Genomic DNA, 21,433 nt, shown 5'->3' on the forward strand with positions numbered 1-21,433 from the left:
TTCGACTTGTATTTGTAGAACGTGCCCTGACTGATCCCATAGCGCCTGCACACGTCAGCCGTCTTCTCGCCAGCCTCCTGCTCCTTGATCATCTGAATGATCTGTTCGTCGGAGAACCTCGTCTTCATTTGTCCGTCCTTTAGTTGGGCGGACTCTATACAAAGCTGGAGGAGATTCAGGGGCTCAGGTCAGGAGCTTTCGCGCGCAATGGGCAGAACTGTGCAATACGTGCCGATTTCGTTTGAAGACTTCCATGCGGAAATTATGAACGCGAGCGGTCAGATGATTGCCGACGTGATTACCGACATAGCGAGGGAAACACTTGATGGCCGCAATGCGAACGTTGCGGATGGTGTTCAACGCGCCTTGGGGAGAGAGCCGCGCGACTTTTCCGATTTTACAAATGAAGCCGCAAAGTCTGGCGCTTGGACACAAGCTGCATGAGTTGGTCTGACGACAAAGGAACACAATCATGACGTTTGACGTAAAACACAGGCTTGCCCTGGGGTTGGCGGGTCTTATTGCAGCCAACTTGGGGCTGATCATCACGCTGGCCCCACTGGCCTTTTAATCCAGCTACGGCATAGTTGTTTCGCCGCAGCCGAACCTGATGAGTGAATTGCGCTCCTGCTGCCAATCTGGCTGCACTTGGCCTGATCATCTTTTCGGGTGCGCTAAACCAAAGGATGGCCCAGACAGCAGCTTGGCTTGGAGCCACTGTGTTCTTCGCTATTGCCGCGGGGCGCTTGGTCAGCCTTATGCTTGTCGGACGACCATCGGACAGCATCCTTTCTGCCCTTGGGATAGAGGTGATGCTTGGACTAATGTGTTTGTGGACTGCAAACAAAGGGCGGCAAAAAAAGCTGGCATGCACCTCATGTTGTCGCGCAAACCCGGACTTGAGATTAAGTGAAAGCCGCCAGTCTTTTCTACAGGATGGGTCGATTGTGCCGCGCAAGGGGCTTGCTTCGCCCGGAGCGGCGGGCGAGTATGTTTTGCTCAGAACCGGGTGTTTGCCCCGATTTGACCGACATCAGAGATTTACACATGCCGGATATGGCATAGATCCGATTGTGAACCGAATGAAGGAGCTGACCTTGACCGACGATTCCGAAGACCTGGGCATGAAATGGCTTGAGGCCGAGTTGGAGGATACGCTGGACGAGGATTTCGAGATCGAATTCAGCGAACCCATGCTGTCGATGGAGATCCGCAAGCTCTATAAATCGCAGCACCCCGGCATGCTTGACCGCAAGGTCTATTTCCGCAACCTGCTGCGGCTGCAATCTGAACTGATCAAGCTGCAGGACTGGGTGCAGCACACCAATTCCAAGGTGTTGATCCTGATGGAAGGGCGGGATTCGGCCGGCAAGGGCGGCGTCATCAAACGCATCACCCAGCGCTTGAACCCGCGCGTCGCGCGGGTCGTTGCTTTGCCCGCACCCTCGCGCCGGGAACAGAGCCAATGGTATTTCCAGCGCTACGTGCCGCATCTGCCATCGGGCGGCGAGATCGTGCTGTTCGACCGGTCCTGGTATAACCGCGCGGGTGTCGAGCGGGTGATGGGCTTTGCCACAGAAGATCAGGTTGAACAGTTCTTTCAGGACGTTCCCGAATTCGAACGGATGTTGAAACGGTCCGGGATCATCCTGCTGAAATACTGGTTCTCGATCACCGATGAAGAGCAGCAATTGCGATTCCTGATGCGCATCCACGACCCGATGAAGCAGTGGAAGCTGAGTCCGATGGACCTGGAATCCCGCATCCGCTGGGAGGATTACACCAAGGCCAAGGAAGAAATGTTCTCGCGCACCAACATCCCCGAGGCGCCCTGGTACATTGTCGAAGGCAATGACAAGAAGCGCGAGCGGTTGAACTGCATCGAACATCTGCTGTCGCAGATTCCTTATGAGGATGTACCCAGCGAAAAAGTCACGCTGCCGGACCGCAAATACAATCCCGAGTATGAGCGTCAGGTCCTGCCGGACGAGCTCTATGTTCCAAAAGTCTATTAGGGCTGCAGCGGAACCATCGGATGGGTTTGCAAACGGGGCGCCAGGGGCGCCCCGTTTCTTATCCGGGGATCAGACGAAGTCGAACATACAGCCGCTGGTATCGGGCAGCATCATGGGGTCGTCATAATTGCTGGCCGGGTCCGACATGGCGAGTTCGGTTTCCATCGGCTCATTGGCCCCCTCGAAGAAGTTCTCAAGAACCTCGGTTGTGATCCAGAGGCCGACCATGCCCACCGCGAAGTCGGCAAAATCGTCGCCCTGCGAGCCGGGCTCGCCCCAATCGAACTGATCGACAAATTCCAGCACGTCTTCGAGCAGGTCGGTGACCTGGGCGTGGAGCATATCTTTGTTACCCGGTTCCTGAGTTTCCGGGTCATCGGTGTCGGTGACATCCGCGTCCGGTTCCTCGGTTTCCGGATCGTCGGTGTCGATGACATCCATCTCCGGTTCCTCGGTTTCTGTGTCCTCAGTGTCGGTAACCTCTGTCTCTGGGTCTTCGGGCTCAGGTTCCTCCGGGGTGCCGGGAACGTCCATATCCGTGACGTCGATATCAGGATCTTCGCTGCCTGAATCGTCCTCTGCCGGAGCAGGTGCTTCGGCAACCGGGGTGTCGGGCATCTCCGTTGGCGTGTCCGCAGGCGGAAGGTCGAGCAGTACTTGGGCGTCGGTCTTTGCGAAGTTCTGCGTGACCATGACGGCATCCCATCCGTTGAGGTCGCCATCCTCGACCCCAATCCCGATATACTTGAAATCAGGATTGAGGATATTTGCCCGATGTCCGGGGCTGTTCATCAGCCCGGCATGCAGGTCGGCCACGTCATCGCTGTTACCGGGGGCACCACGTTCCGATTGCCAGGCGATGTTCTCGCCCGAGCGCCAATTGCCGGAAAACTCGAACCCTGCGTCTTGTATACGCTCCTGCGCGCTCGAACCGGCCTCGCCAGTATGCGAGAAACTGTCGCTTTCCAGCATCCAGGCACTGTGATCCTCTGCCGAGTCGTTCAACCGGGTTTCCAGTTGCAGCGGTTCAATCCCGCGAGAGGTGCGCTCTTCGTTTATCAACGCCAGCATCTCGCGTTCGACCGTATTTGCATTCGACATTTCAGCCTCCAAAGTTTTTGTTTGTGTCCGGGTGGACAGCGCCGAGGTAGAAGCAGCGGCAAACAGGCTGGAAGGGGAGCACGATCAGGGAGTGCAACTGAGCGGCCGGGCGCTGCCGAAGCCAGATTCGCACGGCTGCAAAATGCTGGGCAAAAGGTCGCTTAGGGCTGAAATGGCGGAATGCTGCGCCGATGGCTCGTATGGCCAGCGGAATACCCCGGCATGTAGCATCTTTGATCTCATATGAATCGCAGATAACGCCCTGTTCGGTCGTTTCGGCGCGCAGTTTGATCAAAAACCGGGCTTCGGTCTCGGAATTTGCATCTTAAAACGACAAACCCCCGGGCGATGCCTCGGGGGTCGTCAAATAGTGTCGTCCAAAGCTGGACTAAAAGATCAGAGCAGACCTTCGCGCTGGGCTTTTTTGCGTGCCAGCTTACGGGCACGACGGATCGCTTCTGCCTTCTCGCGCGCTTTCTTCTCGGACGGTTTCTCGAAATGTTGCTTGAGCTTCATTTCGCGGAACACGCCTTCGCGCTGCAGCTTCTTCTTCAGGGCGCGGAGCGCCTGATCGACATTGTTGTCGCGAACACTAACCTGCATGTGGTTGTCACCACCTTTCTAGATATGAGTTGCAAGGAAATTGCAGGAAGTGGCGATATAGCAAAGCGCCGCTATCTTGTCTAGTAGTGGGTCAGACGAAGGAGTTACGCCATGACAATGCCTTACGAGACAGTGCGCGACCAGCTTCTGGATGCCGCCCTCGACCATGTTCCCTTTGACGGCTGGTCCTCTGCCTGCTTCGACGCGGCGATCACGGATACCGGGCTGGACCGGACCGTGGCCGAGGCCGCCTGCCCGCGCGGGGCGGTTGATTTGGCGCTGGCCTTTCATCAGCGCGGCGATGCCATCATGCTTAAACGCCTTGAAGAAACCGACCTTAACGCGCTGAAATACCGTGATCGCGTGGCGCTGGCCGTGCGCTACCGGCTGGAGGCGGTGAGCGGACCAAATGAGCGCGAGGCGGTGCGCCGTGGCCTGACCCTGTTCGCCCTGCCGCATCTGGCGGCCGAAGGCGCGCGCGCGGTTTGGAACACCTGCGACCAGATCTGGACCGCGCTGGGCGACACCTCGGATGATTTCAACTGGTATTCCAAACGGGCCATCCTGTCAGGTGTCTATTCCTCGACCCTGCTGTTCTGGATGGGCGACGATTCGGAGGGCAACAGCGCAAGCTGGACCTTTCTGGCCCGCCGGATTGACGATGTTATGCTGATCGAAAAGGTCAAGGCGCAGGTCAATGGCAACCCGCTGCTGAAGCCGTTCCTGATCGGGCCAAGCTGGCTGTCCAAGCAAATTCGCGCGCCCGCGCGCGCGCCGCGTGTCGATCTGCCGGGGATGCTGCGGCCCAAATCCTGAGCGGCGACGCTCTCATGCACCTGAATGAACAATAAGGACCCCTGAAGAATGACCGAGATGATGCGTGCCGTCGAAATTTCCCAACCCGGCGGCCCCGAGGTGCTGACCCTTGTCGAGCGCCCCATGCCCGAACCGGACCAGGGCCAGGTGGTGCTCAAGGTCGCCTATGCCGGTGTGAACCGACCCGATGCGCTGCAGCGGGCTGGGGCTTATGACCCGCCACCGGGTGCCAGTGACCTGCCGGGGCTGGAAGCCTCGGGCGAGGTTGTGGCGCTGGGCGCGGGGGTCACCTCGCTGTCGATCGGCGATCAGGTCTGCGCGCTGCTGCCCGGTGGCGGCTATGCCGAATATGTCGCAACCCCTGCCGCCCATTGCCTGTCGGTCCCAAAGGGCATGGGGCTGAAAGAGGCGGCCTGCCTTCCCGAAACCTTCTTCACCGTCTGGTCCAACGTGTTCACCCGTGGTGGTCTGAAGGCGGGGGAACGGTTTCTCGTTCATGGTGGCTCCAGCGGGATCGGCACAACCGCCATCCAGCTTGCCAATGCGATGGGCGCACGGGTGTTCGCCACCGCCGGGTCCGAAGCGAAATGCAAGGCCTGCACCGATCTGGGCGCGGAACGTGCGATCAACTATCGCGACGAGGATTTCGTCAAGGCGATGAAGGCCGAAGGCGGGGCCGATCTGATCCTGGACATGGTGGGGGGCGATTATATTCCCCGCAACGTCAAGGCGCTCGCCAATGATGGCCGACTGGTGCAGATCGCCTTTCTGCAAGGTCCGGTGGTCGAGCTGAACTTTGTGATGATGATGGTCAAGCGGCTGACGCTGACCGGCAGCACCCTTCGCCCGCAAAGCGATCTGGCCAAGGCGCAGATCGCGCAGAGCCTGCGCGAGGCGGTCTGGCCGCTGCTGGAGGTCGGGCGCATTGGCCCGGTCATGGATAGCAGTTTTGATCTGGCCGATGCTGCGCAGGCCCATGCGCGGATGGAGGCGTCGGACCATATCGGCAAGATCGTCCTGAACGTCGGCGGCTAATACGCAATTGGACAGAGCATCGCGTGGTATCCGCGCGATGCTTTAGGCCACGGCCCGCCGGTAGAGATGCCATGTGGCATGGCCCAGCACCGGCAGCACCACGATCAGCCCCAGCATGAACGGGATCGATCCCAGAACCAGCAATGCTGCAACCATCGCGCCCCAGCTGATGATGACGCCGGGATTGCGGCGCAGCACACGGACTGAGGTGACCACCGCAATCGGCACCCCGACCTTGCGGTCCAGCAGCAGCGGGAAACTGACCACGCTCATCGCCAGTGCGACGATGGCAAACAGGAACCCAGCGGCGTTGCCTGCCACGATCAGGGCCCAGCCTGCAGGTGTTGTGAAAAGATCGCTGACAAAGCTCACGACCGAGGCAGGGGGTTCTGGTCCCAGCGTCGCGGCATAGATGCTTTGCGCCGCCATCAGCCAGACCAGCAACAACATGGTCAGGTAAGCGGCCAGTACAAAGATCGACCCGAAGGCGGGCGAGCGGAACACGCTGAAGGCATGGCGCCAATGCGCGTCCTCTCCAGCCTCGCGTCTGCGGCTGATCTCATAAAGCCCCACCGCCGCGGCGGGACCGACCAGCGCAAAGCCCAGCACCAGCGGCGCAAGCAGCGGCACGAGGTCCATCTGCATGCCCATCCCGAACAGGATCAACCCTGCAATGGGGTAGACCACGATGGCAAAGATCGCATCCGCGCGGGTGGCGATGAAATCGTCATATCCGGCGCGCAGGCAGGCGGCGATATCGCTCATCGTGAGGACCTGAACCATCGGCAACTCGGCCTTGGCCTCGCCGCCCAGACCCGAAATGGCCTCGCCCATGTGATCGCTGGTGCTGCTCAGGCTTTGTGCCGCCCAGCTGATTGGATTTCCGATTGTTTTCGCCATGGCGTATCCTTCCTTGGCAGTGCAAATGCGCCGCGTACCAAGGGCCCGACAATCGCATCAGACTCGGTTGGTCCGCGACAGCTGTTCTTAGTATAGCATAAGTTGCGAGCGCTATTGCTCACGGCTTGGCGAGGACGCGCTTGCCCTTTGACTGCTGGCTGTTAGCCTGCCCGCAACAGCCAGAAGGAGGCGAAGATGTCACAGACCGCCCGCACCATCGTGATCCATGAGACCGGCGGCCCCGAAGTACTGCGCATCGAGGATCGCGACGTCGGTGCGCCGGGACCGGGCGAGATTCGTATCCGCCATCATGCTTGCGGGCTGAATTTTATCGATGTCTATCAGCGCATGGGGCTGTATCCGCTGGACCTGCCGCATGCGCTGGGGATGGAGGCCGCTGGCGTGATCGAGGCGGTTGGGGCGGGCGTAACCCATCTGAAGCCTGGCGACCGCGCCGCTTATGCCGCAGCCCCGCCGGGCTCCTATGCCGAGGCGCGGGTGATGCCCGCAGCGCAGGTCTGTCCGCTGCCCGCTGCCATTGGATTCGATCAGGGGGCGGCGATGATGCTCAAAGGGATGACGGTCGAATATCTGTTCCACCGCACCACACCGCTTAAGCGGGGCGATACCGTGCTGTTTCATGCGGCGGCAGGCGGGGTCGGGCTGATTGCCTGCCAGTGGGCGCGATCCGAAGGTATCCGGTTGATCGGCACGGCTGGGTCAGATGAGAAATGCGAGCTGGCGCTGCATCACGGAGCGAGCCACTGCATCAACTATCGCGGCGAGGATTTTGCCAGCAAAGTGCGCGAACTGACCGATGGGGCAGGGGTCGATGTGGTGATGGATTCAATCGGGGCGGATACCTTTGTCGGCTCGCTCGATTCGCTGAAAACGCTGGGCATGATGATATCGTTCGGGAATGCATCGGGGCCGGTGCCGTCCTTTGATCTGTCGATGCTGGCGCAACGCGGATCGCTCAAGATCACGCGGCCGACGTTGTTCACCCATATCGCCGATCCCGCCACCTGTCAGGACATGGCGCAGCACCTGTTCGGCAAGGTAACCAAGGGCGATATCCAGATCCGCATAGACCAGCGCTTTCCATTAGAACGCGTGGCGGATGCGCATCGCGCGCTTGAGGCGCGACAGACCACGGGCAGTACGATACTTGAGGTTTGACCCGCTCAGTCAGACGCGCGGTTGTTCCAGTTTCCAGCGCAGGTTGGACCGGACGGCGGGCCATTCGGCGGTGGTGATCGAATAGACTGCTGTGTCGCGCAGGCTGCCATCGGGCAGGATCATATGCGAGCGCAGCACCCCGTCCAGCTTGGCGCCCAGCCGTTCGATCGCACGGCGGCTCTGGTGGTTCATGAAATGGGTGCGAAACTCGACCGCGATGGCATCAAGCGTCTCGAACGCGTGGCTCAGCAGCAGCAATTTGCATTCGGTGTTCATCGGGCCGCGCTGCACCGATTTGCGATACCAGGTCGAGCCGATCTCCAACCGGCGATTGGCGTGGTCGATATTCATATAGGTGGTCATCCCCACCGCCTTGCCGCTCGGGTCCAGAATGGCGAAGGGCACCATGCTGCCCGCCTCCAGCAGCGACAGGCGGCGGTTGATCTCATCGGCCACCGCCTCGGGGGCGGGAACCGAGGTGTACCAGAGTCGGTGCAACGCGCCATCCCCCGCCGCCTCGGTCAGGTCCGCCGCATGATCCTGCGACAGGGGCACGACCGAAACATGCGTACCGGTCAGAGCGACGGGAGAAGCCCACATGGCGAAAATCCTCAGAACAAACGGCAGGCGCGGTGACTGACCTGGGTGTCGGGCCTACTTGTCCGCGCCTTTTTTGACCAGTTGCGCGGCAAAGGCGACACCAGTGCCCGGACCGGCATAAGTGATCAGCAGGACATCATCCAGATAGACCCCGTTGAAGATCCCCGATGACACGTCGTCGCCCGAAATCCCGGCCTCGGCCAGCACGAAGCGGGTCGGATCATCAAGGCTGAACGTGCCCATCGCCTCTTCTACGATCCACTCGCTGTCCCCGATCCGGCGCCAGCGATTGGTGGCGGTGATGAGGTTGCCGTCGAGCTTGGTAATCTCAAGCTCCATCTCGGTGCGCAAAAGCCCCTTTTCGTGGTTCGGGTTGGATTTGGCAAAGGCCACCAGATAGGTGCCGGTCCAGGTGCCGACGATCTGCGGGAAACCCTCCCCCTCATCCGCGCTGGCCGGGGCGGCGACGGCAAGCACAAGGATAGCAGCAAGGCTGCGGGCAAGTGTGCGTAACATGGGGTGATCTCCTGCATCGGTGTGGGTTGGCGTCAAGCTACCCGAGTTCAGGCATTTGGCAATCGGTTGAGCGCACAAAAAAACCGGCGCGGGAGGCGCCGGTCTCTATGGTTACTTCAGCGCTGATCAGCCAAAGACACGCCCCAGCGCGCCATCCACCGCATCGGTGATCTGGTCGATATCATCGGCAGTTGCGATCAGCGCGGGCGAGAAGCACAGCGTGTTGTTGCGGCTGGGGATCGAGCGGTTGGTGACGCCGATGATCACACCCTGCGCCATGCAGTCAGCCACAACGGCCTGCGCCAGTTTCTCGTCCACCGGTTCCTTTGTGGAACGGTCCGCGACCAGTTCAGCTCCCAGGAACAGGCCCTTGCCGCGCACATCGCCGATCACCTTGTGCTTGTCCATCAGCGCCTGCAGGTTCGCCGTCATGCGGTCACCCATCGCAGCACAGTTGTCCAGCAGGTTCTCATCCTCGATGATGCGCATATTCTCGATCGCCGCCGCGGGACCCGCGGTGCAGCCGCCAAAGGTCGAGATATCGCGGAAATAGTTCAGCGGGTCTTCGACATCGTCCTTGAACATGTTGAACACCTCTTCGGTGGTCACCATGCAGGCAATGGCCGCATAGCCCGAGGCAACGCCTTTGGCCATGGTCACGAAATCGGGCTTGATGCCGTATTGCTGATAGCCGAACCAGGTGCCGGTCCGGCCAACGCCGCAGACCACTTCGTCGATATGCAGCAGCACGTCGTACTTCTTGCAGATCTCCTGCACGCGCTGCCAATAGCCCTCGGGCGCTTCGATCACGCCACCACCGGCGGTCACCGGCTCAAGGCAGAGCGCACCGACGGTCTCGGGGCCTTCGCGCAGGATGACCTCTTCGATCTGATCGGCGGCCCATTCGCCAAAATTCTCTTCCGGCGCGCCGTCCAACTCGTGCTTGCGGTATTCCATGCAATGGGGCACGCGCACGAAATCGGGGGCAAAGGGGCCGTATTGCACGGTGCGCTCGTCCTGACCGCCCGCCGACATCGTCGCTAGCGTCGAGCCGTGATAGTCGCGGTCACGATAGAGGATCTTGGTCTTTTTGCCGCCATAGCGCTTATGCGCGATCTGGCGAACCAGCTTGAACGCCTTCTCATTCGCCTCGGAACCTGAGTTGGTGTAGTAGACACGGCTCATGCCCGGCATCTTCTCGATCAGCTTTTCGGCAAAGATCGAACCGGGGATCGAGCCTGCGGAATTGGCGAAATAGCACAGCTTCATCAACTGGTCATAGACCGCCTTGGCGATGGATTCGCGGCCATAGCCCACATTCACGGTCCAGACCCCGCCGGATACCGCATCCAGATGTTCCTTGCCCTTCTGGTCCCAGACGCGCATGCCCTTGCCTTCGACAATGATGCGGGGATCGTTGGTTTCAAAGGGTTTATGCTGGATCAGATGGTGCCAGATATGGGCGCGGTCGGCTTCGACCACACGGCTCAGGTCGTTTTCGTTGAACGTGCCGTCCATGACATGTCCTTTCTGCTATGTCTGCGCGCGCCGGATCTATCAAGGAACCCCGGCGGCGTTGCGATGTCCTACCTATCCAGAAACGCCAAAATCAAAGGGACCGTTAGGGCCAGAACGAGGGGCGGCTTATAGCCAAATTGAGCTTGACTGGTTGCAAGCTGATACAATGGTTAGGGATTTTCATGCCGCGCCATTCTGGGCATTATCATGCCGTGAAGCGGAGGAGCGCACATGTCGCAGGCAAGTATCTATGATCAGCATCTTGGCAAGTGCGGTGCGAATTTCACACCGCTGTCCCCGCTGAGCTATCTGGAACGCAGCGCCGCCGTCTATCCGGACTACCCCTCGGTCATCTATGGCGACCGGCGCTATCACTGGTCCGAGACCTATGCCCGGTGCCGCAGGCTTGCCAGCGCGCTGGCGCAGCGCGGGATCGGCAAGGGGGACACCGTCTCGATCATCGCTGCGAATATACCTGAGATGTATGAGGCGCATTTTGGCGTGCCGATGGCGGGCGCGGTGCTCAACACGATCAACACGAGGTTGGATGCCGCTGTCATCGCGTTCATTCTCGGTCATGCCGAGGCACAGGTGCTGCTGGTTGACCCAGAGTTTTCGGGCGTGGTCGGCGAGGCGCTGAAACAGGTCGATCTGCCGGACCTGCTGGTGGTCGATATTGTCGACCCCAGCTTCGAGGGCGCTCAACCCATCGGCGCGATAACCTATGACGCGCTGCTGGCCGAGGGTGATCCGGAGTTTGACTGGTCACTGCCCGGCGATGAATGGGATGCCATCTCGCTCAACTACACCTCTGGGACGACCGGAAACCCCAAAGGGGTGGTCTATCATCACCGCGGGGCGGCGCTGAACGCGACGTCGAACATCCTGACCTGGGGGATGCCGCAGCATCCGGTCTACCTGTGGACCCTGCCGATGTTTCACTGCAATGGATGGTGTTTCCCTTGGACCATGGCGGCAAATGCGGGCACCTCCGTTTGCCTGCGCGCTGTGCGGGACGAGGCCGTGTTCCAGGCGTTTCGCGACCATCAGGTCACCCATTTCTGCGGCGCGCCCATCGTGCTGAACATGCTGTCCAATGCGCCGGATGCGCTGAAACAGTTCGACCATGCGATCAAGGTCATGACGGCAGGCGCACCGCCCCCCGCCGCTGTGATCGAAAAGATGGAAGCAATGGGGATCGAGGTGACCCATGTCTATGGCCTGACCGAGACCTACGGCCCCTCCGTCGTCTGCGCCTGGAAAGACGAATGGAATACGCGCTCGGGTGAGGAACGCGCCGCTCTGAAGGTTCGGCAGGGCGTGAAATACGTGGCTTTGTCCGGTCTGATGGTGGCCAACCCGGAAACGATGGAGCCGGTCCCGGCGGATGGCGAGACGATGGGCGAGATATTCATGCAGGGCAATATCGTGATGAAAGGGTATCTCAAGAACGCGCAGGCTACGGACACTGCGTTCCGGGGCGGCTGGTTTGCTTCGGGCGATCTGGGGGTGATGCACTCGGATGGCTATATCGCGCTCAAGGACCGGTCCAAGGATATCATCATCTCGGGCGGCGAGAATATCTCATCGGTCGAGGTGGAGGATGTGCTCTACAAACACCCCGGCGTGCTGGAAGCGGCGGTTGTGGCGCGACCTGACGAGAAATGGGGTGAAACCCCCTGCGCCTTTGTGGAACTCAAGCCGGGGGCGGAGGCCGACGAGGCGGGTCTGATCACCCATTGCCGGGACAACATGGCCCACTTCAAAGCGCCCAAGACGGTGGTGTTTGGTGTCCTGCCCAAGACCTCTACCGGCAAGATCCAGAAATTCCTGCTACGAGACCGCGCCCGCGCGCTTTAAGCGCGGGCGCCAGATTTCTTCGAAGAAATCTGGATCGGTGCACAGGGCGCGTGTGCTATCAAGGCCTTTTTGGGGAGTGCCAGACAGCGTGAAACAGAAGTTCAGATTCCACGAAACCAGCCGTTCAATCGACCGGCGACAGGCGCGGAGGCTTTGTTGCCCAAAACGGTTGAAGGGCAGACTTCCCCTTTCCCCGGACGGACTTATCCTGTTGGCTCTGTGACGGGTGTGCCAAGAGCGGTATAGCGGTTGAGCACGGCAATGCGGACTTGGATTTCTGCAACCTGACGGTCGAAGCCCCGCGCCATCAAGGGTCGAAGCCCCGCGCCATCAAGGATTGGCCCAGTCGCTTCGCACAGTGCATCTTGGTCTCGACGCGGCTCATGCGGTGATATCCGCTCCACCGTTTCCAAATGGTTCGACCGAGATAGCGCGAGGCGTTAACTGCATCGTTTCGTGCAATGGCTCCGGCTGTGGTGGGTTTCCATGGTTTGGCGTTTCTGCGCGGCGGGATGATGGCATGAGCACCGCGGGCGGCAATCGCATCATGGCATTTGCGTGTGTCATAGGCCCCGTCCATTGCCCGGCAGGCGCATGCAAAGCATGCTGTCGAGAGGGGGCGGTCACTGACCCAACGTCCTGATCGGGTGGGATTTGGTTCAGCAGTTCGGGCAGCATAGGTGCATCCCCAATATTGTTGGTCGTGACCTCGACGGCCCGCACCTCCAGCGTTTCCTCATCGATCCCTATGTGTATCTTGCGCCAACCTCTCGGGACATTGCTGCGCAATGCGCTGCCGGTCAGCGGATGCGCCGTTTTGGCCCGCCGTGCTTGCGGGCGTTCCATTCGCCTTCACCCTCGGATTTAACGCCGGTGCTGTCGACGAGTAGGCTCAACGGACCGGTTCTGCCGCGATAGGGTAGGTTCACGTTCAGTGTCTTTTGACGTCGGCTCAATGTGCTGAAATCTGGCGCAGCCCAATCCAGCCCCACCATCCGCAACAGGCTCTGAACGAACCCTGTCGTCTGCCGAAGCGGCATTCCGAACAACACCTTCAGGCTAAGGCACGCCTGGATCGCCGCACCACTGAAACTCTGTTGCCGACCGCGCTTGCCGTTCGGCGGCGGGACCCAGACCATCTCGGGGTCGAACCAAATCGACAGCGATCCGCGCTGCTTCAACGCCGTGTTATACGACGGCCAATTCTTCGTCTTGTACTTCGTGCGTGACCAACTGCTCATGCTATCCAGCTATCATGCTGGATTCAAACAGTGAATCCCCCAGACGATTTGTGCAACAAAGCCGTTTGGCGTGCATCCGGCCCATTTCAACCGGAAAGAGGCGCGCGGCCTCGTCGCAGACTTGCCGGGCCACATCCTGCGTGATCTCGTCGAAATAGGCATGGGCATGGTAGCCGGTGATCTGTGCCATTTGGGGTTCCCTGATCTGTGCCTTGTCAGGCTAGCTGTTCCATCCCGGCGTCGCGAACACATTCGGAAATGACCTGCAACTGACCGGCAATCGGGCTGGTCTTGCGCCAGATCATGCCGATGGTGCGCGAGGGGCGGGGGGTGTCGAAGCGGGCGACCGATACGGCGGCGGAACGGGTTTCCACCGGAACCGCCATATCCGGGATCAGCGTAACACCGATCCCGGCGCCCACCATCTGGACCAGCGTCGACAGCGAACTGCCATCCAGCCCCTCACGCGGCACCGCCGACTGGATGTTGCAGAAAGACAGCGCTTGGTCGCGAAAACAATGCCCCTCTTCCAGCAGCAGCAGGCGCATCTTGCGCAAGGACTCCCCGCTGGGGGTCGGTTTGCCCGCGTCAGCTTCGGGTCGGATCAGGACGAAATCCTCGGCAAACAGCTCCACCTCGGTAAATGCGGGCTCTGACACCGGCAGCGCCACGATGGCGGTGTCCAGGCGGCCTTCGGTGACCTCCTCCAGCAGCTTGGATGTCAGCGTCTCGCGAATGTGCAGATCGAGCCCCGGATGAGTGCGGGCCAGCGCGCCGACAAGCGATGGCAGCAGATAGGGGGCGACGGTCGGGATGACGCCGATGCGCAACCGGCCCGCCAGCTCGGCCTGAGAGGCGCGCGCCATGTCGCCCAACTCATCCACCGATCGCAGAATGTCGCGGACGCGCAGAGCGAACTCCTCGCCAAAACTGGTCAGCCGCACATGCCGCGCGCCCCGTTCAAACAGTTGAACGCCAAGGTTTTCTTCCAACTCCTTGATCTGCACGGACAGGGCGGGTTGCGAAATTGCGCAGGCATCAGCGGCACGCCCGAAATGAGCATGGCGCGACAGCGCCTGGAAATAGCGCAGCTGGCGGAGGGTCAGGTTTGTCATAATAAAAAATTATCGCAACAATCGGAAAATGCAACTTAAACCAATTCCAAGCTTTTGCTAACCTATGCACAGCAGCTACGGGGAGGATGATGCGAATCTGGTGGGATCGCCCAGCATACGGGTGGCCGATGCCAAAGGGCGGGAACCGGACGTATCAAAGTCTTGCGCAGACAGAGTTATGTAACGCAGCCACGATCGGAGACTTTAGATGGACGGCAACGACATCGACAACACCGGCAAATGCCCGGTGATGCACGCACATACAACCTTTGCCAGCAGATCAAACTCGGACTGGTGGCCCAACCAGCTTAACCTGCGCATCCTGCACCAGCATTCCAGCCTGTCGGACCCGATGGGCGAGGGGTTCAACTATGGCGAAGAGTTCAAGAAACTCGACCTGAAGGCGCTCAAGCAGGATCTCTATGACCTGATGACCGACAGCCAGGATTGGTGGCCCGCAGATTACGGTCACTATGGCGGGTTGTTCATCCGGATGGCCTGGCACAGCGCGGGCACCTACCGGACGGCCGATGGTCGCGGCGGCGGATCGACCGGCACACAGCGCTTTGCGCCACTCAATTCCTGGCCCGACAATGGCAACCTGGACAAGGCGCGTCGCCTGCTCTGGCCGATCAAGCAGAAATACGGCAACAAGATTTCCTGGGCCGATCTGATGATCCTGGCGGGCAATTGCGCCATCGAATCCATGGGGGGCAAGACCTTCGGCTTTGCCGGGGGGCGCGCCGATATCTGGGAACCCGAGGAAGATATTTATTGGGGTGCGGAAAAAGAGTGGCTGGCCACCAGCGACAAGGAAAACAGCCGCTATTCCGGTGAACGTGATCTGGAAAACCCGCTGGCCGCCGTGCAGATGGGCCTGATCTATGTGAACCCCGAAGGTCCCGACGGCAATCCCGACCCGGTCGCCTCGGGCCGTGATGTGCGCGAGACCTTCGCGCGCATGGCGATGAACGATGAGGAAACCGTTGCGCTGGTCGCCGGGGGACACACCTTCGGCAAGGCCCATGGCGCGGGCAATCCCGATCTGGTCGGGGCCGAGCCCGAGGGTGCCGCGATCGAACATATGGGGCTGGGCTGGATTAATCAGTACGGCTCAGGCAAGGCGGGTGACACCACCACCAGCGGCATTGAAGGCGCGTGGAAACCGAACCCGACCACCTGGGACAATGGCTATTTCGACGTGCTCTTCGGCTATGAGTGGAAGCTGGTCAAAAGCCCGGCAGGCGCCAACCAATGGCAGGCGCAGGACGTGGCCGAGGAACATATGGTCGTCGATGCCTTCGATCCCTCGAAGAAACATGCGCCGATGATGACCACGGCGGATATGTCGCTGCGCATGGACCCGATCTATGAGCCGATCTCGCGGCGCTTCCACGAGAATCCCGAAGAGTTCGCCGACGCTTTCGCCCGCGCATGGTTCAAGCTGACCCACCGCGATATGGGGCCGCGCGCGCTCTATCTCGGGGACGAGGTGCCGGCAGAGGAACTGCTCTGGCAGGACAACGTGCCGGCGGTGGATCACGCGCTGATCGATGCGGCGGATGTGGCTGATCTGAAGGCGAAAATCCTGGCCTCGAGTCTCTCGACATCGGAGCTTGTTTCGACCGCATGGGCGTCGGCCTCGACCTTCCGCGGGTCGGACAAGCGGGGCGGTGCCAATGGCGCGCGCATCCGTCTGGCTCCGCAAAAGGACTGGGAGGTCAACCAGCCCGCACAACTGGCCCGAGTGCTGGATGTGCTTGAGGGCATTCAGACCGCCTTCAACGACTCCGCAAGCGGCGGCAAGAAAGTGTCGCTGGCTGACCTGATCGTGCTGGCAGGTGGTGCCGCAGTGGAACAGGCCGCCAAAGAGGCCGGTCATGCGGTCGAGGTGCCCTTCGCACCGGGTCGTACCGATGCTTCTCAAGAGCATACCGATGTGGACTCCTTTGCAGTAATGGAGCCTGCCGCTGACGGGTTCCGCAACTACCAGAAGGCCGAATATGCGGTCTCGGCTGAGGAACTGCTGGTCGATCGTGCGCAACTGCTGACACTGACCGCGCCTGAGATGACGGCGCTGGTGGGTGGCCTGCGTGTGCTGGGTGCAAATGCCGATGGGGCACCGCATGGCGTCTTTACCGATCAGCCGGGCAAGCTGACCAACGACTTCTTCGTCAATCTGGTCGACATGGGCACCGATTGGAAACCGGCAGATGACGGTGTCTATGAAGGTCGCGACCGGGCGAGCGGCGCGGTCAAATGGACCGGCACTCGGGTCGATCTGGTCTTTGGGTCCAACTCGCAATTGCGGGCTTTGGCCGAGGTTTATGCGCAGGATGACGGCGGCGCGCGCTTTGTTGGCGATTTCGTCGCGGCCTGGACCAAGGTGATGAATGCGGATCGTTTCGATCTGAACTAAAGATGCGCCACTCACTCGCATCAGGGCGCGCCGGAAACGGCGCGCCTTTTTTCGTGTCGCGTATGCCTGCAGATGTAACCGGTGCACCTGCGCCGCCGTGACTCTCAGCGATAGCAGAACCATCAGCGACGGAGGGCAGCAGGCGTTCGATTGTGTGGGTATTTTCGACCTGAATGCGGATCCGAGCCGCTTTCGCTCCATTCGTATGATCTATGACTCCATCCCGTCGCAGGAGGATTTCCGCAACATGGAGGCTTCTTAAGACACACAGCGTCGACGTCTTCTTGTAGACTGGTCCGCAATACCCTCACTTTTTCAGAAAGATCACCTTGTCAAACTGAACCCAGGAGGACGTGTCATGACCCGCATGACCGCAAAAGACTTCGATCAGGAACTTCTTGATCTCTATGATTTCTACGCCCACGGAAAGATCACCAAACGTGAATTTCTAGATCGCGCAGGCAAGTTTGCGGCCGGTGGCGTGACCGCCGTCGCGCTGCTGAACATGCTCAGTCCCAACTACGCACTGGCCGAGCAGGTATCGTTCAATGACCCTGATATCCACGCAGAGTATGTCATGTATCCCTCGCCCAATGGCACCGGGGACGTCCGGGGTTATCTGGTGCGCCCTGCCGGGGTCGAGGGGCCCTTGCCGGCCGTTCTGGTCATTCACGAGAATCGCGGGCTCAACCCCTATATCGAGGATGTGGCCCGCCGCCTCGCCAAGGCCGGTTTCATGGCACTGGCCCCGGACGGGCTGACCTCGGTCGGCGGTTATCCCGGCAATGATGCGGATGGTCGCGAGCTTCAGCGCACGGTTGACCGGACCGAGTTGATGAACGACTTCTTCGCCGGTTTCGAATATCTGATGGCGCGCGAGGACAGCACCGGCAAGGTCGGTGCGGTCGGATTCTGCTATGGCGGAGGTGTTGTGAGCGCCATCGCGGTGGCCTACCCGGAGCTTGCCGCCGGGGTGCCGTTCTACGGGCGTCAGCCTGCCGCGGATGATGTGTCAAAAATCAAGGCGCCACTATTGATCCAGATGGGTGAACTCGATGAGCGCATCAATGCGGGTTGGCCTGATTTCGAAGCGGCCCTGAAAGCCAATGGCAACGTCTATGAGGCGTATATCTACGAGGGGGCGAACCACGGTTTCCACAATGACAGCACGCCGCGATACGACGAAGCCATGGCCGAGTTGGCCTGGGACCGGACGATCGACTGGTTCAATACCTATCTGAAATGACTTGAAAGCGGCTGACGGGCCATCGCTCTGCCTTGCCGTGTCCAAACAAGAAGGGGCCAGCTTGCGCCGGCCCCTTCCAATGCGTCGGAAACCCGGATCAATCGCCGTCGGCCACCCCTTCGGCGCGGGCGCGGGCGCGGCGGGCGCGGTAGCTGGGCAACACCACCAGGATCACCGCAAAGATCAGCAGCCCTAGCGTCATTGGGCGCGACCAGATGAACCCCATCCCGTCATAAAGCTGCATCGCGCGAGAGAAGTTGTTCTCCAGCAGCGGGCCAAGGATGAACCCGATCAAGAGCGGCGCCAGCGGGTAGTCAGCAAAGCGCAGGATCGTGGCGCAGATGCCGAAGCCCACGAGTAGCAGCAACTCGGTTGCGTTGTTCTGGCCGATATAGGCCCCCATCAGGGTAAAGAACAAAATGAACGGGATCAGGAAGTTGCGCGGAACCGCCAGTACTTTGGCGATATAGGGGATCAGCGGCAGGTTCAGGATCAGCAGAACCAGATTGCCAAGATACATCGAGATGATGACCGCCCAGAAGATTTGCGGCTCATCCACCATCAGGCGCGGGCCGGGCGAGACGTTGAGCGCGATCAACGCGCCGAGCAGGATCGCCGTGGTGCCCGAACCGGGAATACCCAGCGTCAGCAGAGGCACGAAAGATCCGGTACAGGCGGCGTTGTTGGCGCTTTCGGGTGCCGCGATGCCCTTGATCGCGCCTTTGCCGAACTGCTCCTGCTCTTCTTTGGGCGCGATGTTGCGCTCTACCGCGTAGCCGAGGAAGGACGCGATGGTTGCGCCCGCGCCGGGCAGAACACCGATGAAGAAGCCTTGCAATGACTGGCGTCCGATCACCGGCGCGATGCTTTTCGCCTCTTCGCGGTTGATGCGTAGATTGGTGATTTTGCCACCATCCTCGCCATCACCGGTTTTCGAGCGGCTGGGGTCGAGCACCAGATAGATCGCTTCGGGCAGGGCGAACATCGCCATGGCCAGGGTGATGAAGCCGAAGCCAGATTGCAGGTCCATGATCCCCATAGTGAAACGCGGCATGTTGAACAGCACGCCTTCGCCCACAGTGGCCATGATCAGCCCGAGGAAGGTCATCAGCAGCGCCTTGGCCACCTGTCCGGTGCCCGCGAACGCCGCAATGGCCGAGAGCCCGACCACCATCAGGGCGAAATACTCTGACGAGTGGAACAAGAGCGCCACCGAGGCCAGCATGGGCGCGAAGATCATCAGCAGGATCGCCCCGATGGAGCCCCCCGCAAAGGATGAGATCGCAGCGACTGTCAGCGCCTTGCCCGCCTGACCCGAGCGCGCCAGCGGATAGCCGTCAAAGCTGGTGGCAACGGTTGATGCGACCCCCGGCGCGTTGATCAGGATCGAAGAGGTTGAGCCGCCAAAGACAGCCCCGTAATAGACCCCCGCCAGCAGGATCAGCGCGGTTGAGGGATCACCGATGGTGATCGCCACCGGAATCATGATCGCGATGATCGACATTGGGCCAAGACCCGGCAACATGCCGATGAAAGTCCCGATCAGACAGCCGCCAATGACCATCATGATATTGGTGAATGTAAAGGCCGTCGCGAGACCCGTCATAATGCCTTCAAACATGTCAGCCTCCGCTCGCTGCAGTGTTTATGAAATCGGGCAGCGGGCTGAGGAAGATACCCAGAACCGCGTCGACCAGATACCAGACGCAGCCTGCGGCGATGGCGGCGACCATCGCCATCAGAACAAACCGCCGCTCGCCCAGAATGAAAGATCCCAGAAACAGGAACAGGAAGGTTGACGCCAGAAAGCCCAGCGGCCGCAGCAGCAGCGCATAGGCGACCATCAGCCCCAGCAGCATCAGCGCCTGCCCTACATTGTAATCGCCCAGACGAGACAGGTTGATATCAGCGGCGTCTTTTTTCTCGGGTGCTTTTTCAAGCCCCAGAACAATCACGAGCGAGAACAGGATGGCACCCACGGCTAGAACCTTGGGAAAGCTCGATGGCCAGATCGGGCTGCGTTGCATGATCGGCGGCAAGACCCCGTCCATGGTGAAATAGGCAGCATAGCCATAGGCCATGCAGACCAGAAGAATGACAAAGGCGATCCAGCGATCCAGCGCCATCTCGGTGTCCCTCCCTTTGTTTTTAAAAAAACGCCCGGGGATTTTGGTGCCCCGGGCGCTGTTGAGTCAGTGGCTTAAGCCCGGATCAGAGGAAGCCCAGCTTCTTCATCAGATCGCCAATGGTCTGTTCCTGACCTTCGAGGAAGACCTTGAAGTCGTCGCCATTGTTGTGGATGTCGACCCAGCCGTTGCGGTCACGCACTTCTGCCCATTCGGGTGTCGCGTACATCGCCTCGATCGCGGCCTGGTAGGCGGCCAGCTTGTCCTCGGGCAGGCCGGGGGCAGCAAAGAAGCCGCGCCAGTTCACGAAGGTGGTGTCGTTGCCTTGTTCTTTCATGGTCGGCGCGTCGGGGTAGGCGTCCACACGCTCGTCCGAGGTCACGCCGATGATGCGGACCTCACCGGCTTTGGCCAGTTCCACCGCTTCCGAGAACCCGGTAGACACCGCCTGAACTTCGCCCGAGAGCAGGCCCGCCATGGTGGCGCCACCGCCATCATAAGGCACGTATTTCATGGCAACGGGGTCCGCTCCGGCGGATTCCATCACCATGGCCGCCACCAGATGATCCATACCACCGGGAACCGAGCCACCGCCCACGGCCGTGCCGTTGGGGTCTGCTTTGAAGGCTTCGATCAGGCCGTTCAGGTCCTGAATGTCGCCATCCGCGGGAACCACCAGCGCTGCATAGTCACCGATTGTGCCTGCCACCAGCGTCAGATCGCGGAAGCTCTGCGGGAATACGCCCGTCAGCGAGCGGATCACGATGGGAGTCGAGTTCACCATCAGCGTGCCATGCTGGCTGTTGGCATTCTCGATCAAATACCCGATCGCCTTGCCGCCGCCGCCGCCTGACATGTTCTCGTAAGATGCGGTGCCCACAAGCCCTGCCTTGGTCAGTGCTTCGCCAGTGCCGCGTGCGGTGCCATCCCAACCTCCGCCCGCGCCGCCAGGGATGAGGAAATGGATGCTGTCCACCACCTGCTCCGCCATTGCCGACTGGCCCCCAAAGCTCAGCGCGGCCACAGTTGCAGCCATCATGACCCGGCGGGTCACGTTCAGTTTTGTCATGGTGTCCTCCCGTTTGACAAAAGGCGGCTTGGCCGCCCATCACTAGAAGACAAACATGCAAAGCTGACACAAAC

General features: G+C 60.4%; 21 protein-coding genes and 2 pseudogenes. 9 read left to right on the forward strand and 14 right to left on the reverse strand.

Going from position 1 to position 21,433, the window contains the following annotated elements:
- The coding region (locus tag AB1E34_RS20425) for a transposase (RefSeq protein ID WP_372574266.1) at positions 1 to 128 on the reverse strand (128 nt) is incomplete at its 3' end.
- Between the two features lie 79 nt (positions 129 to 207).
- On the opposite strand from AB1E34_RS20425, the gene AB1E34_RS20430 reads away from it, so the two are divergent.
- The 3 genes and pseudogenes from AB1E34_RS20430 (at position 208) to ppk2 (ending at position 2,015) form a co-directional block, all read left to right on the forward strand.
- Positions 208 to 444 carry a Rossmann-fold NAD(P)-binding domain-containing protein gene (locus AB1E34_RS20430; protein WP_372574166.1) on the forward strand — a complete coding sequence of 79 codons (237 nt, stop codon included), beginning with the start codon at positions 208 to 210 and terminating at the stop codon, positions 442 to 444.
- 170 nt (positions 445 to 614) lie between these two features.
- Positions 615 to 824: pseudogene (locus AB1E34_RS20435) on the forward strand (DUF4345 family protein); the annotation flags it as partial.
- Between the two features lie 258 nt (positions 825 to 1,082).
- Positions 1,083 to 2,015 carry a polyphosphate kinase 2 gene (gene ppk2 / locus AB1E34_RS20440; protein WP_372574267.1) on the forward strand — a complete coding sequence of 311 codons (933 nt, stop codon included), beginning with the start codon at positions 1,083 to 1,085 and terminating at the stop codon, positions 2,013 to 2,015.
- Positions 2,016 to 2,084: 69 nt separating this feature from the next.
- Here ppk2 and AB1E34_RS20445 read toward each other — a convergent pair whose 3' ends face one another.
- The 3 genes from AB1E34_RS20445 to rpsU form a co-directional block, all read right to left on the reverse strand.
- Entirely contained in the window at positions 2,085 to 3,116 is a 1,032-nt protein-coding gene (locus AB1E34_RS20445) for a CAP domain-containing protein (protein ID WP_372574167.1), read from the reverse strand.
- A 1-nt stretch (position 3,117) separates the two neighbouring features.
- Positions 3,118 to 3,411 (reverse strand): hypothetical protein, encoded by a 294-nt coding sequence (locus AB1E34_RS20450; RefSeq protein WP_372574168.1) that lies wholly within the window; start codon positions 3,409 to 3,411, stop codon positions 3,118 to 3,120.
- Positions 3,412 to 3,512: 101 nt separating this feature from the next.
- The gene (gene rpsU, locus AB1E34_RS20455; protein ID WP_005614280.1) at positions 3,513 to 3,719 is read right to left on the reverse strand and encodes a 30S ribosomal protein S21; all 207 of its coding nucleotides are present in this window, start codon (positions 3,717 to 3,719) and stop codon (positions 3,513 to 3,515) included.
- 111 nt (positions 3,720 to 3,830) lie between these two features.
- On the opposite strand from rpsU, the gene AB1E34_RS20460 reads away from it, so the two are divergent.
- Entirely contained in the window at positions 3,831 to 4,535 is a 705-nt protein-coding gene (locus tag AB1E34_RS20460; RefSeq protein ID WP_372574169.1) for a COQ9 family protein, read from the forward strand.
- Positions 4,536 to 4,583: 48 nt separating this feature from the next.
- Positions 4,584 to 5,570 carry an NAD(P)H-quinone oxidoreductase gene (locus tag AB1E34_RS20465; protein WP_372574170.1) on the forward strand — a complete coding sequence of 329 codons (987 nt, stop codon included), beginning with the start codon at positions 4,584 to 4,586 and terminating at the stop codon, positions 5,568 to 5,570.
- Positions 5,571 to 5,612: 42 nt separating this feature from the next.
- Here AB1E34_RS20465 and AB1E34_RS20470 read toward each other — a convergent pair whose 3' ends face one another.
- The gene (locus tag AB1E34_RS20470; RefSeq protein WP_372574171.1) at positions 5,613 to 6,470 is read right to left on the reverse strand and encodes a DUF2189 domain-containing protein; all 858 of its coding nucleotides are present in this window, start codon (positions 6,468 to 6,470) and stop codon (positions 5,613 to 5,615) included.
- Between the two features lie 195 nt (positions 6,471 to 6,665).
- Here AB1E34_RS20470 and AB1E34_RS20475 point away from each other — a divergent pair, with 195 nt between their 5' ends.
- The gene (locus tag AB1E34_RS20475) at positions 6,666 to 7,649 is read left to right on the forward strand and encodes a quinone oxidoreductase family protein (protein WP_372574172.1); all 984 of its coding nucleotides are present in this window, start codon (positions 6,666 to 6,668) and stop codon (positions 7,647 to 7,649) included.
- A gap of 9 nt (positions 7,650 to 7,658) precedes the next feature.
- On the opposite strand, the gene AB1E34_RS20480 is transcribed toward AB1E34_RS20475, so the two are convergent.
- From AB1E34_RS20480 to AB1E34_RS20490, 3 genes are all read right to left on the reverse strand, one after another.
- Positions 7,659 to 8,249: a GNAT family N-acetyltransferase gene (locus tag AB1E34_RS20480; protein WP_372574173.1), complete on the reverse strand. Its 591-nt coding sequence runs from the start codon at positions 8,247 to 8,249 to the stop codon at positions 7,659 to 7,661.
- Positions 8,250 to 8,303: 54 nt separating this feature from the next.
- Positions 8,304 to 8,765 carry a hypothetical protein gene (locus AB1E34_RS20485; protein ID WP_372574174.1) on the reverse strand — a complete coding sequence of 154 codons (462 nt, stop codon included), beginning with the start codon at positions 8,763 to 8,765 and terminating at the stop codon, positions 8,304 to 8,306.
- A 126-nt stretch (positions 8,766 to 8,891) separates the two neighbouring features.
- Positions 8,892 to 10,283, reverse strand: a complete 1,392-nt coding sequence (locus AB1E34_RS20490; RefSeq protein WP_372574175.1) for an aminotransferase family protein — start codon at positions 10,281 to 10,283, stop codon at positions 8,892 to 8,894.
- A 231-nt stretch (positions 10,284 to 10,514) separates the two neighbouring features.
- Here AB1E34_RS20490 and AB1E34_RS20495 point away from each other — a divergent pair, with 231 nt between their 5' ends.
- Complete coding sequence (locus tag AB1E34_RS20495) at positions 10,515 to 12,143, forward strand: acyl-CoA synthetase (protein WP_372574176.1); 1,629 nt, start codon at positions 10,515 to 10,517, stop codon at positions 12,141 to 12,143.
- A gap of 203 nt (positions 12,144 to 12,346) precedes the next feature.
- On the opposite strand, the pseudogene AB1E34_RS20500 reads toward AB1E34_RS20495, so the two are convergent.
- From AB1E34_RS20500 to AB1E34_RS20510, 3 genes and pseudogenes are all read right to left on the reverse strand, one after another.
- Positions 12,347 to 13,384, reverse strand: a pseudogene (locus AB1E34_RS20500) (IS5 family transposase).
- 1 nt (position 13,385) lies between these two features.
- On the reverse strand, positions 13,386 to 13,574 hold the full coding sequence (locus AB1E34_RS20505; protein WP_372574177.1) for a hypothetical protein: 189 nt from the start codon (positions 13,572 to 13,574) through the stop codon (positions 13,386 to 13,388).
- A 25-nt stretch (positions 13,575 to 13,599) separates the two neighbouring features.
- Entirely contained in the window at positions 13,600 to 14,499 is a 900-nt protein-coding gene (locus AB1E34_RS20510) for a hydrogen peroxide-inducible genes activator (protein WP_372574178.1), read from the reverse strand.
- Between the two features lie 208 nt (positions 14,500 to 14,707).
- On the opposite strand from AB1E34_RS20510, the gene katG reads away from it, so the two are divergent.
- The gene (gene katG, locus AB1E34_RS20515; RefSeq protein ID WP_372574179.1) at positions 14,708 to 16,918 is read left to right on the forward strand and encodes a catalase/peroxidase HPI; all 2,211 of its coding nucleotides are present in this window, start codon (positions 14,708 to 14,710) and stop codon (positions 16,916 to 16,918) included.
- Positions 16,919 to 17,276: 358 nt separating this feature from the next.
- The gene (yghX, locus tag AB1E34_RS20520; protein ID WP_372574180.1) at positions 17,277 to 18,164 is read left to right on the forward strand and encodes a YghX family hydrolase; all 888 of its coding nucleotides are present in this window, start codon (positions 17,277 to 17,279) and stop codon (positions 18,162 to 18,164) included.
- Positions 18,165 to 18,261: 97 nt separating this feature from the next.
- On the opposite strand, the gene AB1E34_RS20525 is transcribed toward yghX, so the two are convergent.
- The 3 genes from AB1E34_RS20525 to AB1E34_RS20535 all read right to left on the reverse strand — a co-directional run bounded on the left by AB1E34_RS20525 (position 18,262) and on the right by AB1E34_RS20535 (position 21,359).
- Complete coding sequence (locus AB1E34_RS20525; RefSeq protein ID WP_372574181.1) at positions 18,262 to 19,785, reverse strand: tripartite tricarboxylate transporter permease; 1,524 nt, start codon at positions 19,783 to 19,785, stop codon at positions 18,262 to 18,264.
- Position 19,786: 1 nt separating this feature from the next.
- Positions 19,787 to 20,290 carry a tripartite tricarboxylate transporter TctB family protein gene (locus AB1E34_RS20530; protein ID WP_372574182.1) on the reverse strand — a complete coding sequence of 168 codons (504 nt, stop codon included), beginning with the start codon at positions 20,288 to 20,290 and terminating at the stop codon, positions 19,787 to 19,789.
- A gap of 85 nt (positions 20,291 to 20,375) precedes the next feature.
- Positions 20,376 to 21,359 carry a Bug family tripartite tricarboxylate transporter substrate binding protein gene (locus AB1E34_RS20535; RefSeq protein WP_372574183.1) on the reverse strand — a complete coding sequence of 328 codons (984 nt, stop codon included), beginning with the start codon at positions 21,357 to 21,359 and terminating at the stop codon, positions 20,376 to 20,378.
- Positions 21,360 to 21,433: the final 74 nt, after the last annotated feature.

The sequence above is a fragment of the Ruegeria jejuensis genome (assembly GCF_041537905.1).
In the GTDB taxonomy this organism is placed as follows: Bacteria; Pseudomonadota; Alphaproteobacteria; order Rhodobacterales; family Rhodobacteraceae; genus Ruegeria_C.

Coding starts and splice junctions, on each gene's coding strand:
- AB1E34_RS20495 (WP_372574176.1), top strand. CDS start 10,515: ATGTCGCAGGCAAGTATCTATGATCAGCATCTTGGCAAGTGCGGTGCG.
- AB1E34_RS20510 (WP_372574178.1), bottom strand. CDS start 14,499: ATGACAAACCTGACCCTCCGCCAGCTGCGCTATTTCCAGGCGCTGTCG.
- AB1E34_RS20470 (WP_372574171.1), bottom strand. CDS start 6,470: ATGGCGAAAACAATCGGAAATCCAATCAGCTGGGCGGCACAAAGCCTG.
- AB1E34_RS20465 (WP_372574170.1), top strand. CDS start 4,584: ATGACCGAGATGATGCGTGCCGTCGAAATTTCCCAACCCGGCGGCCCC.
- AB1E34_RS20530 (WP_372574182.1), bottom strand. CDS start 20,290: ATGGCGCTGGATCGCTGGATCGCCTTTGTCATTCTTCTGGTCTGCATG.
- AB1E34_RS20490 (WP_372574175.1), bottom strand. CDS start 10,283: ATGGACGGCACGTTCAACGAAAACGACCTGAGCCGTGTGGTCGAAGCC.
- ppk2 (WP_372574267.1), top strand. CDS start 1,083: ATGAAGGAGCTGACCTTGACCGACGATTCCGAAGACCTGGGCATGAAA.
- AB1E34_RS20480 (WP_372574173.1), bottom strand. CDS start 8,249: ATGTGGGCTTCTCCCGTCGCTCTGACCGGTACGCATGTTTCGGTCGTG.
- AB1E34_RS20460 (WP_372574169.1), top strand. CDS start 3,831: ATGACAATGCCTTACGAGACAGTGCGCGACCAGCTTCTGGATGCCGCC.
- AB1E34_RS20445 (WP_372574167.1), bottom strand. CDS start 3,116: ATGTCGAATGCAAATACGGTCGAACGCGAGATGCTGGCGTTGATAAAC.
- AB1E34_RS20525 (WP_372574181.1), bottom strand. CDS start 19,785: ATGTTTGAAGGCATTATGACGGGTCTCGCGACGGCCTTTACATTCACC.
- AB1E34_RS20475 (WP_372574172.1), top strand. CDS start 6,666: ATGTCACAGACCGCCCGCACCATCGTGATCCATGAGACCGGCGGCCCC.
- AB1E34_RS20430 (WP_372574166.1), top strand. CDS start 208: ATGGGCAGAACTGTGCAATACGTGCCGATTTCGTTTGAAGACTTCCAT.
- rpsU (WP_005614280.1), bottom strand. CDS start 3,719: ATGCAGGTTAGTGTTCGCGACAACAATGTCGATCAGGCGCTCCGCGCC.
- katG (WP_372574179.1), top strand. CDS start 14,708: ATGGACGGCAACGACATCGACAACACCGGCAAATGCCCGGTGATGCAC.
- AB1E34_RS20505 (WP_372574177.1), bottom strand. CDS start 13,574: ATGGCACAGATCACCGGCTACCATGCCCATGCCTATTTCGACGAGATC.
- yghX (WP_372574180.1), top strand. CDS start 17,277: ATGACCCGCATGACCGCAAAAGACTTCGATCAGGAACTTCTTGATCTC.
- AB1E34_RS20485 (WP_372574174.1), bottom strand. CDS start 8,765: ATGTTACGCACACTTGCCCGCAGCCTTGCTGCTATCCTTGTGCTTGCC.
- AB1E34_RS20535 (WP_372574183.1), bottom strand. CDS start 21,359: ATGACAAAACTGAACGTGACCCGCCGGGTCATGATGGCTGCAACTGTG.